Source organism: Natronobacterium haloterrestre (assembly GCF_900112205.1).
Taxonomy (GTDB): Archaea; Halobacteriota; Halobacteria; order Halobacteriales; family Natrialbaceae; genus Natronobacterium; species Natronobacterium haloterrestre.
In genome coordinates, this window is sequence record NZ_FOKW01000003.1 from 1 (window position 1) to 12045 (window position 12045).

12 protein-coding genes are annotated in these 12045 nt (G+C 59.5%); 11 read left to right on the plus strand and 1 reads right to left on the minus strand.

Annotated elements, in window-relative coordinates; genetic code table 11:
* Window positions 1–561 precede the first annotated feature (561 nt).
* From BM113_RS06625 to BM113_RS06660, 9 genes are all read left to right on the plus strand, one after another.
* A complete protein-coding gene (locus BM113_RS06625) occupies window positions 562–951 on the plus strand; it encodes a DUF8023 family protein (RefSeq protein ID WP_089786471.1) in 390 nt (129 codons plus the stop codon).
* A 5-nt stretch (window positions 952–956) separates the two neighbouring features.
* The gene (locus tag BM113_RS06630) at window positions 957–1727 is read left to right on the plus strand and encodes a hypothetical protein (RefSeq protein ID WP_143095811.1); all 771 of its coding nucleotides are present in this window, start codon (window positions 957–959) and stop codon (window positions 1725–1727) included.
* Window positions 1728–1746: 19 nt separating this feature from the next.
* The gene (locus tag BM113_RS06635; RefSeq protein ID WP_089786475.1) at window positions 1747–3627 is read left to right on the plus strand and encodes an Env/VP5 family phage fusion protein; all 1881 of its coding nucleotides are present in this window, start codon (window positions 1747–1749) and stop codon (window positions 3625–3627) included.
* Entirely contained in the window at window positions 3627–3761 is a 135-nt protein-coding gene (locus tag BM113_RS22835; RefSeq protein ID WP_281244000.1) for a hypothetical protein, read from the plus strand. Before BM113_RS06635 ends, BM113_RS22835 begins: the two co-directional genes overlap by 1 nt.
* Before the next feature lie 87 nt (window positions 3762–3848).
* A complete protein-coding gene (locus BM113_RS06640; protein ID WP_089786476.1) occupies window positions 3849–5255 on the plus strand; it encodes a DUF8063 family protein in 1407 nt (468 codons plus the stop codon).
* Window positions 5252–6364 carry a P-loop NTPase family protein gene (locus tag BM113_RS06645; RefSeq protein WP_089786478.1) on the plus strand — a complete coding sequence of 371 codons (1113 nt, stop codon included), beginning with the start codon at window positions 5252–5254 and terminating at the stop codon, window positions 6362–6364. Before BM113_RS06640 ends, BM113_RS06645 begins: the two co-directional genes overlap by 4 nt.
* An 8-nt stretch (window positions 6365–6372) precedes the next feature.
* Complete coding sequence (locus tag BM113_RS06650) at window positions 6373–7272, plus strand: hypothetical protein (RefSeq protein WP_089786480.1); 900 nt, start codon at window positions 6373–6375, stop codon at window positions 7270–7272.
* A gap of 12 nt (window positions 7273–7284) precedes the next feature.
* Window positions 7285–8196, plus strand: a complete 912-nt coding sequence (locus BM113_RS06655) for a hypothetical protein (protein ID WP_143095812.1) — start codon at window positions 7285–7287, stop codon at window positions 8194–8196.
* Window positions 8197–8236: 40 nt separating this feature from the next.
* A complete protein-coding gene (locus BM113_RS06660) occupies window positions 8237–8584 on the plus strand; it encodes a MarR family transcriptional regulator (protein WP_089786484.1) in 348 nt (115 codons plus the stop codon).
* 125 nt (window positions 8585–8709) lie between these two features.
* Here BM113_RS06660 and BM113_RS06665 read toward each other — a convergent pair whose 3' ends face one another.
* The gene (locus BM113_RS06665; protein ID WP_143095813.1) at window positions 8710–9009 is read right to left on the minus strand and encodes a hypothetical protein; all 300 of its coding nucleotides are present in this window, start codon (window positions 9007–9009) and stop codon (window positions 8710–8712) included.
* A 377-nt stretch (window positions 9010–9386) separates the two neighbouring features.
* Between BM113_RS06665 and BM113_RS06670 the strand changes: the two genes are divergently transcribed.
* Window positions 9387–10061, plus strand: a complete 675-nt coding sequence (locus BM113_RS06670) for a recombinase family protein (RefSeq protein ID WP_218149959.1) — start codon at window positions 9387–9389, stop codon at window positions 10059–10061.
* An 804-nt stretch (window positions 10062–10865) separates the two neighbouring features.
* The gene (locus BM113_RS06675; protein ID WP_342708105.1) at window positions 10866–11879 is read left to right on the plus strand and encodes a site-specific integrase; all 1014 of its coding nucleotides are present in this window, start codon (window positions 10866–10868) and stop codon (window positions 11877–11879) included.
* Window positions 11880–12045: the final 166 nt, after the last annotated feature.

Sequence of the window (12045 nt, forward strand, 5' to 3'; positions counted from 1 at the left end):
GCACAGAAGATCCATCAAGAACGCCAAATCTTACAGGAAGAGCTTGCGACCGTCATGCAACCGACTGCGGAGGCCTAAAGTGAAGACGAATACTCAATATCGTAACCATCCAGATCTGCATCCTCTAAATCGATCTGAGCGGGAGAGAAAGCGTCTCCAAAGGGCAGATCAGTGTCTTTGCGGGCCATCTAATGGAAAGAGCTCTCACGTAACTATTGATAAAAGAACCGTTATTACCAACGAGCAATTTAAATGCCCAAATCTGAGAATCCTGATCAATGACACAGACCCAACAACAAGATGGCGAGCTTCGGGCCCTCGATCGGAGATCAGTCTCAATTACCAACAGTGGATCCGCTCGGCTTACCATTCCGCAAGCGAGCGATCTGGGACTCATTGGAAATCCAGACTTGACGGCCGTTGTTGAGGTCCGAGAAATATCTAATGACGAAATCATCGTAATAGGACGTATCTCGCTCGATTAGTCCGTATTCCATCTAGTTCCACATTATGGTATATTTCTGATTAATAACTATCTTCGGGACGTAGCTGCGCCCGGATATGCGTAATCAGATCGATACGGTCGACCTGGGAGCGCTAATCGCGCTTCCGATCGCGGCTGGCATGGAACTAGGCGTATGGAGCCTTGAACTCAACGTTTTCGGAGGGTTTGATATCTCCAAAACCCTTATCGAGCTTGGAGGTGCGGAGATCACACTCCCGTTCCTCGTTGCGATCGCGAGTATCATCGCCCTCGTAGCTCAAGGCCAGGTCTCACAAGACGACTATCAGGATGAAGAGTGGTACGTCATCGCTGGTAGCATGGCTGTACTCCCGCTCTATGTCTTTGTGCCGGCCTTCAATGAACTCGTCACAATGGCGGACGCGATCCCATTCGTCCTGTGGGTGGCCCTGAGCGGTGTGAGTGTCTACATCTCGTATAAGGGGTGATCTCGATGATTAACAGGCAACGACTGACGGCCGCGCTACTGGCGCTAGTCGTACTCGCATCAGGACTCAGTGCGTTCGCTGGACCGGCCGCAGCTGCCACATACTCAGACGGCGACGAAGCGATCGCCGTCATTGTCGAGTGGGACGACGTCGAGGTCTCAGACGGCGATACCGCTGACATCCAACTAGAGCACATCACAACCGGAGACGCCGACACTGTGACTGTGACCGTCCGTGACGCGACCGGCGAGGACACGTACTGGATCAACTACGACGATCTCAGTATCGATCCCGCCGACGCAGAGGACGTCGATATCTCGCTGGTTGATGATATATTAGGCGTCATTGTGGAGGATTTCAGTGTCTCGTACGACGGATCCGAGACGCTCGAAGTAGCCGACAATGAAGGGATTGAAACCAATCTAACGGCGATCGATGCGGCCGACGCTCCGCTTGAGGTCGACGTGGCCGTCTACGACGGTGAGACCCTACTCAACTCGACGACAGTCGATGTATCGGGCGGAGAGACAGTATACGCTGATATCGATCCTGTCGATCTGGAGGGTGATACTGCCAACGTCACGGTCCAGATCGACAACGTTTTCGTCGATAGTGGATCCGACGGGGCGTATCCCGAGCTTAACGCGTTTAGCGCAGAGATCATCGACGACGGTGGAGCCGGTGGTGGCTCCGACGGTGGGACCGACGATCAGACGATGTGGATCATCGGTGGCGCGATCGCCCTTCTGGGCGCACTGCTGCTGATGAACGACTAATACCTAACTTACCAAATTTATGAGTGACACCGACACGAGAGACAGAGATACAGGTTACCAACCGACCGTAACCCGGCGCGGCGCTCTTCGGCTCGGAGCCGGAGCCGTAACGGCCAGCGCGATCGGTGGGACGTACGCGATCCAACAGACTCGGGCCGTTGCCCCGATCGTTGCTGCGGCTGCGATTCAGGGAGGGATTACGGCCGTGACTGGTGCATCAGTCGCCGGATATCGATATCTCTCGGCCGACGAAGACGAGGTCGATGTGGCAGAGGTGCAAGAGGATACTGTCCAACAGTCGACGTGGGAGCAAGCCACCACCCTCAATCGCGGCCGTGAGGATTTCGTCGACGAACTCCGATATGACTATGGTCTCGACCGAGCCGTCGACACAATCCAAACAGCACACGGATCCTCGATGTTCAGTGCTGTTGAGACTGAAATCGCCCGGAGTCGTGTTGACGGAGAAGATCAAGCAACTGCTGAAGAATCGGCTCGAGACGAACTAAATCGTTATACTGCAACGGCGATCTGGAATAATATCAGCCGGTGGAACGGCTGGTTCCACGCTGGCGCAGAAATCATCAAGTATTCCGTTACGGACGACGGCGTGCTAACGCCTTCGAGCGGGAGTTTCGATACGCTCTCAAACGCCCGTACGGATGCTGACCCAGCACAGGTCGACCCGATCGTCGAGACCGAATCTGGAGACATCTACGTGTGGTCCGATCCCCTTGATGGGCCTAACGTAGATCTCCCAGATTGGATGGATATCAGTCAGATCGACGAGGAAGAGGTCGATGTCGACGATCTCCATGTCACCCGCTACGCCGTCGACGGCACAGTCGTTGACGTCATCAACGATCAGGCCACCGACCACAATCTGATTGCCGATCATCCCGATCACGGCACCGAGACCGTCGCAGAACCGTCGCTATACGCAGATTTGATCGACACAACATGGACACTCAGAGACGATATATCGGCCGATCTGAGTACTACTGTTGACTCTATTTACCAACAGTTCGATATCGGTGAGCGAGACCCCAGCGACATCATCTCCAACCAAGAGATCCTCCAACAGTTCGACCCCAGTGACGGGCTCTCGGAGCAGTCGGCCGTTGCGGCACTCGTCGCCCGGGGGTATGCGCTCCCCTCCGATCTTGAGGAGACGGTCACAATCACCCACAACGATCTCGAGGGTGAGACATCGGGCTACCTGTTCCTCGATGCGGGTGAGCAAATAAATGCGGTCGCAGGCACCACAATCAGCGCCAATCAGTATGAGATGGGGCACATCGTCTACGAGAGCGCTGTCGACGGCTCGATCCAATCTGAGTCGCTCTCCGGAGACTACCCGCTCGACATCGTCGAGTACAGCGGCGAACAACGGCACTCTGTCGACTATACGACGGTCGACGAGGTAACATCTCCGTCGTACATCGTGATCAGAGAGACGCACGAAATTCTCGAGAACCCCGGAGAGTACTCAGCGGTCCTCCGCGCAGTCGATGGAGACGGTGCTGAGGCGATGATATCGCTCGAGGATGTTACCGAGTACACCGGTGATCATTACGACTCAGAGGTGTCTGATGGCGAATATCAGGCAGAGATCCCCGACAATCTCGACGCTTACGACTACGGTATCGATACGGTCGAAATCGTCGAAGGACTGCAGTTCGACGACCGCTCCGAACGACACATCAGTAATCCGACCGACCCCGACGAAACTCGTGACCGGGTCGAATCCAACAACGAAGCGTGGGAGCGGATCGAGGAAAAACTCGACGATCTCGTAGGTGGAGCTGGCGGTGGTGGATCAGGTAGCGACTGGACGCTCTATGCGGCTCTCGTAGCCGCTGGTGGAGCATTGGCTGCGATCCTGGCAGGTGATAACTGATGGTGGCTCCCCTACTCGCGGGCCCACTCATCCGGCTCCTCGTGCTGGGTGTGGTTCTCGCGGGGGCCGTGATCCTAGTGCCGGGACTCCTCGAGGGTGTGATCGAGATAGTCGTCGATGCGTTCGCGTTCTAGTAGTCGATTATCGATTTTCAACAAATTATGACTCAAACACATAGACGACGTTGGATACCAACGACCAGCAGTATCGCTCACTATACATTGGTAATCGCGCTGATCGGGACGCTAACCCTGGGGGTTGGAGTTGCCGATCCAGTCTCCGCACAGCAAAATGAGACGGTTACCAATGAGACAGCAACAGACGATACTCCTGACGAACTGATTTACCAATTCGAGTCAGGGGCTGAACTGCAAAGTGTTACCTACGACAACGGGACCGCGTATATCCAACTCGCGTCCCCCGATCGGCCGACCACAGTCGCGATCGGCGAGGGTGCGCTCGAAGAAAGCGGCTCGTTCAATTTCAAGACTATCAGGCTTCGATCCGAAGAGGAGCGGCTCGTAACGCTCGATGTACGAGACCAGGCAGTGGTGATCACGTCGGGAGATGATGGCTACTATCACGAGGGTGATGTTGGCGTCTCGGTCGTTGACCGGCCGACCAACGAGCTCATCCAGATCGGAGCGCTCTCCGGCGTGGTTGGCTCGATTATCGCTCTCGCGCTCGTAATCGGCCAACTCCGCCGGCGGCACTCCAACACCTACGAAGAGCTATACAGCGATCGTAGGGTCAAGATCGAGGAGGACCCGGTCGAAGGGATCTACGAGTGGCTGCTGCGAGCGCTCAAGAACACAGCCGAGAGTAAGCTGCGTATCGCACTCGTCGGCGCTCTCGTGCTCGTGTTCGTGGGGATGGCCGCCGGCACCGTCCCAACACCGGGCGAGATTTGGAGCGGTCTCAGCGACACTCAGCGGCTCCTCGTCGCCGGCTCGCTCGGTGCGTCTGTGGTCGCTCTTGGACCCGTCTATTTGCTCGTTAAGCGGATCTGGGATCCCGACCGGGAGTTTGTTCTCGATCTCGACAGTAAGGACGTCTACCGGGCGGCTGACGGCGATAAGTCCGGCTCGGTCGCTACCTACAGCGCGCCACCGGAGCGGATAGACGATCTCGAGGTCGACGGCCAGTTGACGACGCTGTCGACGCCCGGCGGCCGCTGTCACCTCGTTCGGGGGATGGATCCCGAAGCCAATGAGGCGGAGGGCAACCCGCCGTATCTCCACGATGACCGCGAGGTGAGCATTGAGGCCGACCGGATCGAAGCTAACCGGCAGACGCTCACCGATCTCGCGCAGATCGGCAGGGACCTGATCGCGGCAATGTCTACGTTCCGCGTGACGGCTGACGCGGCCGCAGTGCGTGATATCGACGCGAATATCCGGCATACCCTGAGCGCCGGGGGTGACTCACTCGAGGACGTCCTCCAGCAAGCTGTCGAGGGCACCCGGTACGAAGGGACGTATCAGCCGGATCCGGGCGACAAAGACGTCGAGGAACCGGATTCTCCGGACGCAAACCCCACCCCTGACGGGGAAAAGACCGGATCCTCCGAAGGTGGGCCAGCGGTCGATGCCGATAGTGGCGGATCAACCGGAGGTGAGCCGGCGTGAGCGAGGGCTACAAAGCGGCCGAATTGAGCGACAAGCTCCGGGAAGGAGAGGTCAACGCAAACCTCGAAAGCGTACTATCGGACGACCCCGGAGTCGGCGACGTGCTCTTAGCGTGCGAGCGAGCGGATCTCGATAAGGAGAGTCCGCTATACGAGATGCTTGCCCGGCAGACGTCGACCGACGCGCTTCGCGACGCCCGCCGGAGTGGCGACGTCGCGACGATGAATACGGCGACGGGTCTGTCCGAGACGCGCCGGGAAGCGACAGGCTACGATATGCTCGTCTCAGCGCTCAAACCGGCCGCTCAACAGCTTCTAATCAAGGGTCCGAAAGGCTCCGGCAAGACGACGAAAGCGCTCGATCTCGCGCGCCACCTCCACACCGAGTTTGACGGCGATCTCTCGGTGCTTACCAATATCAGAGGGCCCGACGAGCACGACGACGTCGAGTATGCCGACACTCTGAGCGGGATGCTCGAGTGGGTCCGCGACACGGACGGGGAGAAATTGGTAATCGGCGACGAGTGGTCGTCGACGGTTAACGCTCACGCTCACGGCGGCGGGGAGGTCCGAGCGAGCTTCAGCCGGTTCATCAACGCGCTCCGCAAGGGGGAGGGCGGCTCTACTCGCCTAATCGTGATCGGGCACGAGCACGACACGGACATCGCCGCGATCGTCCGCAATCAGTCGGATGTCGTCCTCGAGGCGGACGGCAAGGTCGACGAGGGTCTGATCGACTGTGCGACTGTGTACGAGGGCTGGACGGACTACCAGCGCGGCGAGCCCTGGATCAAAATCCGAGGGATGCGCGACGTGCCGGAGTCGTCCGCGTGGGGTGCTGATACCAACTACTTCGCGACGTTCGAGCTCGATCTCGACAACCCCGCGAAGCAGATCCGGAAGGGGAAGCTCATCGAGGACTGGGAGCAGTACCAGGATGACGAGGACGCCGATGACGCCGGTAACTCGGCCAAGGATTACCGGAGCTGCCGGGGCGAGAAAACCGACGCTACAGACTGCGGAGCGACTGTTAAGCACGAGTCCGGATACTGTCACGCCCATCGGTCACAGTGGGACGGCGAGCCGGATCCGCGACTCGAGGAGGACTGATTACCAATATGGCAAGCATACAGACTAAGACGATCAACGGATACGGGCCGTACAGCTATCGAGTTACCTACGACGGCGACGAACAGCATTGGGAGTATCTCGGCAAAGCTGGCGAGGTCGACGCTACCAACGACGACGGCGAGCCCGACCTCGAGGACCTGGATCCAGCCGAAGCCGGGCAAATGATGGCGCGCGGAGAGATCGGTTCCGAGCCGGTCGAGGACGTCGCCGAGGACGGCGGGTATAGCGCTCGAGACGTTGAGTCCGTCGAGTTTGGCGACCGCGAGTCGGCTAACGCCGTCCGCGACGAGATCCCGGACGAACACCTCGCCGAGTCGGACGATCAGCGGACTAAGACGATCGAGCTCTCGCCGGAGGCTACTCGAGCGACCCGGACGCGCGTCACCGGCGAGGCGGCCGACTCTCGAGCCTATCTCGCGGACCAACACGGACAGGCAGAGCTCACAGACGCCGAGAAGAGGAGATTAGACTTCACTCGCACCAACGTGATGCACGCCCGGAGCGCCAAGGCGATCCTCCAGGGCGAGGGCGTCGACGACTGGACGGCGCACTACGATCCGGAGCTCACAGTCGACGAGCACCGGGGCGTCGCGGAGCGCGCTCGGCGCGACGATCGCGGCCAGCGGATGGACCACGAGGAGCGAGAGGGCGCGCAGGCTAAGCGGCACGCCGAGGCTTTCCGGGCGGCCCAGGGCCAGATGGAGAAGCGCGCTCGAGAAGCCTGTGAGGACGGCCACGACGAAGCCTGTGACGAACTCCGGGATCTCGGATGGACCGACGAGGAGATCGAGCAGCTCGAGCGCTACTCGAGAGACGCCGAGGACTTTGCTCGGAATATGAACGACGAGCGAAAATCTGCGGGCGTGAGTGCCGCAGCAGGCGACTAACGGAGGATGACGATGGCGAGTATCCAAACCAAGACGATCAACGGGGCGGGCCCATACGCCTACCGAGTGACCTACGAGGGCGGCTCGCATCACTGGGAGTATCTCGGCAAAGCCGGCGAGGTCGACATTGGTAACATCGACGACGAGCCGGCGGCCGATCCCGAGCCGGTCGACGTTGGTAATCTGACGGTCGACGATATGCCGCCCGCGCCGTGCGATATCCCACCGTTCGAGGATCTCTCAGTCGACGAGTTAGTAACTCTGAGCCAGCTGATGGCTGAGAGCGATCGCGACGAGTGGGACGACGAGCACGAGCTGCTCGAGCGCGCGATACACGAGCGGATCCGCGAGACGGTCAACGTCGACGACCTCGAGCCGGCCGTCCGTCACTATGTCGACCGGATGGATCCCGACCGCGAGCTGTCGCTACGGGCGTCTCGAGCCGATGTCTCGCTCGCTCCCGACGAGGCGCTCCGAGGCGTCGCGACCGATCCGGAGATCCGGCCGGGCGATATCGAGCGCTGGGACGAGGACGAGGAGCTCCTCGCGGAGGATCTGGCGCGGGCGATCGACCGCGACGCGCTCGAGGACCGGATCAGCGACGCCGAGGAGGCCGGAGTCCTCGAGCCCGATCCCCAGGGTGAGCGTCCCACAGACGCCGAGGAGCCGACTCTCGTCGACGATCGTGACCGCCAGGGACAACTCGACGTCGGCGACGCGGCCGCCAGGACGGTCGGCCGGGAGGGGCAGAGCACGCAAGGCGCGTCTGAGCGGTTTGCTGACGACCGCGATGCCCGCGCCGTTAGCGATGAGCCGGAGTACCAAGACGCTAAGCTCACGCCAGAGACGGACGAGATAGACGGTCAGCAATCGCTCAGCGGCGGAGAGGCGGCCGTCGAGAAAGATCCGGAGTGGCAGGATTAGCGTGGGATTGATGTATTGACCCGGCGATAGACCGGTAACGATGTGGGAGGATCCGTTTCCGGTTAAGCCAGATACCAACGAGTACCAGGCGCTCAGTTTTCTCGTCACGCACCGTGAGTACGGATTCACCCCCGACGTGATCGCAGAGCAGACCGAGATCAGCGAGTCGAGCGCGTCGAACACGATGGAACGCCTCTTCGAGAAAGAGCTCGTCGAACGGTCGGACGGTGCCTACTACGTCGACCCAGACCGAGCAGATAAGCTAAAGTACCGGCTCGAATCGCTCGATTCAGCCGTTCAATTCTTCGAATCCGCGCCCAGCGACGACGCCTACACCAAGGAAGGGTGGGAAGACGAACTTCCGAGTATCGACACAACCGAGAATTGAGAAGCTCACTCCAAACTAGGGGTGGGGTGATTTCCTGTTGACTCCTTGAGAAGCTCACTCCAAACTAGGGGTGGGGTGATTTCCTGTTGACTCCTTGAGAAGCTCACTCCAAACTAGGGGTGGGGTCACTCAACCGTTACCAATTCGGGAGTCGGAGCGCTCCGACGGAGATGGATCTCGGTATCAGGGTCACACTCCGGGATGACAACGACCGGATCCGTTGGTAAATCCCCGACTGAGACACTCTCGATCTCGATTGAGAATATCTCGTCGAATACTGTTACCAACTTGAGCCGCTGGATATCTGAGAGATCTCCCTCAAGTCCGTCGGCCGCAAGTGACCGATCGTCGCTAAGGTGGTTATATCGGCCGTTTCGGAGCCGTTCAAGTGCTTCCACGTCTGGTTCGTTAGTCCGATCGGTCATATGGTCCGACATACACTATCCCTCTAATCCGTGGCCCATAAAATGCCGTATCGGCAGGATAACGGGCCTGAATCCACCAATCAACGCTTTCACGAGTCACCTACTCAACGACTCGTTGATTCGGCGAGTGACCAACTACACGACTAAGCCACTCACCGATTCAACGACTCTCCGATTTGTTGGTAATCTGACCGACCCCCGCGACATCAGTCTCAATTACCAACGAACCAGCCGAGACTCGGATCCCCGTGTAAGATGCCGCCCCTACGCGCGCGCATAGCCGGGGGGACACCCCCTCCCCCACCGACCGTATCCTGTCGAACCCCCAGCGGGAACGAACGTATTTGCACAGACTGTGCGTAAGGGCGGCTCTTCATATGCCCACCTACCTGCGCGTCTATCGTACGATGATCGGCGTATATCTCCGCGTGAGCACCGAGGACCAGTCCGTCGACCGGCAACGAGAAGCGACCACTACGTACGTGACAGACACGCTTGAGCGTCCGCTCAACGAGACCGTAGCTTGGACAGACAAGAGCACCGGCACGGACACCGAGCGGAGCGGCTACCAGGATATGATCGATGCCCTCGAGGACCTTGATGCGGTCGTCTGTAAGTCCGTGAGCCGTATCTCACGTTCGATTAGGGATCTGGATCGGACGGTTGAGCGCTTCGAGAGCGCGGGAACGGAGCTGCATATCATCGACGAGGGCCTGCAGATCCGGCCGGACGACGATGACCCCTTTCAGCGCGCTGTCCTGCAACTACTCGGCGTATTCGCGGAGCTTGAAGCCAATATGGCCCAGCAGCGGACGAAGGAGGGGATCGCGGCCCGAATGAACAACGAAGAGTATCACCACGGACCCGCGCCGCTCGGCTTCGCAAAAGACGATGGCCGGCTCGTAGAGTCCGACGACTACGATCGCGTCACCACAGTCCTCGAGATGGTCTCAAAGGGTGAGATGTCAAAGCGTCAAGCGGCGAGAGAATTGGATACGAGTCGGAGAACAATCGGGAGAGCGCTCGATCGCGGAGAATTATACGGATTATGAGCTTAGTAGAGTCCGCTATCCTGTTGCATCTACTCTATCTCGTCGGCGCGATAGCGGAATTGTACCGGCTTAGGGCTAATTACCGTCGTCGTTGAGTGATTCTGCCGTCCTTCGCGCTCCTTCTTCGGGAGTTACATCGAGAGTATCTGCGTCCGCTGCATCATACTCCCCCTCAAGATACGCTAATCCGTTATCAGTAACGCTGTATACTCCATTTCCGTGAGCCTCAAGCAGTCCGCGGTCAGCCAGTTTACGGCAGCGACGGCTCACAGTTGCCTTACTCACGCGAATCAAAGGATGATCAACGATATCCCCGACCGCCGTAGGCCCTTCGCGAGCTAATAACTCGAGGATACGATCGTCCCAGATCGTTTGCCAGTCCGCGCTCCGTCTCACTACCCTAGCTTGTCCGACGAGGATTATAAGAGTATGGTAGATTCGGACCCAAATACTGAATCCAATATAGCGTTACACTTATGCAACACCCATCCATACGTAGAACTAAGCCACCGAAACGGTCGTTGATGACTCTCTCGGACGATGAAGAACGGGCCCGTTCCAGCGGGCCCGAAAAGGTGGCGTCAACCACGCGAACGATGACAGACGCCACCACGAGGGCGCACGGACGCCCTCAACGGCAAGACGAACCGCACGCACTAACCACTAGCGGAGGCGAGTGTACCGTCTGCGGAGCCCCAGCCGACGGGCTCGACGCGACGCTCATAGCTCCGATCTGTCGCGACTGCGCGCGACGGAGGGCCTCCGATGAGTGACGATCTCGAGCCGATCACGCCGTCGGCCGCCGTGGAGCGCCACCTCGACGCCGTCGAGTACGACGGTGCTGACTGGACGCATACCTCCCACAAGAGCGAACTACGGCCGTTCGTTGAGTGGTGCCGCGAAGAAGGCGGGATCGACAATCTCAACAACCTGAGCGGCCGCGACCTCTACGATTACCGCAACTGGCGGCGTAAGGGCGGCTACAGCAACGGTCAAGACGACGAACTCGCGCGGAAGACGGTTCATAGCAATCTGAGCACACTCCGCGCGTTTCTCAGGAATGTCGAAGATATCGGCGCTGTACCGGAAGAACTGTACCTGAGCGTCCCGCTCCCGGAGCTCTCCGACGACGACGAGGTGAGCGACAGTAAGATCGTTCCGGCGCGCGTTCCGCCGATCCTCGACTACCTCGAGCGGTACGAGTACGGCAGCCGTGATCACGCGATCTGGGTGCTGCTCTGGCGCGGACTCCGCACCGGCGCGATCCGCGCCCCCGACATCGGCGATCTCGATACCGGCACCCAGGAGCCAGGAATCCGGCTCAAAAATAACCCCGAAGAAGGGACACGCCTCAAGAATGCTGAGAAGTCGGCACGTTTCGTCCGGCTCACCGAACGCGACGCCAAGGTTCTCGAGGCGTGGATCGAAGGCCCACGGCCGGATGTCACTGATGAGTACGGCCGACACCCCTTGATCGCGACCAACCAGGGTCGGGCGTCAGCAAGCTGCATCCGCGACGCCGTCTATCGGTGGACTCGGCCATGTGCTCGAGGTGAAGAGTGCCCCCACGACCGCGATCCCGAGACGTGCGAAGCGACCGAGCACTCGTCGATGAGCAAGTGTCCGTCGGCGCGCTCGCCCCACGACGTCCGGAAGGCGCGAGTGACGAAGTTCCGGAACGACGGCGTCCCGCGCCCGGTCGTTTCGGACGATCTCGACGCCTCAGAGAAGATCCTCGATAAGCACTACGACCGCGCCTCAGAGCGCGAGAAGGCAGCGCGCCGCTGGGACATTATCCGGAGGAATTCAGACCAATGAAACACGCACCCGCGTATCCCCAAACGAGCGGCAATCCGGGGGCCTGCAGCGCCCATCCGTTTTCCGAACGGTCCACGTCCGCAAGGCGGCGGTACGTCGTTTGATGCGTTATCGGAGCCGGGCTCTCAGACGACCAGTACAGAAGGCTTATTGAGCGGATGGACTC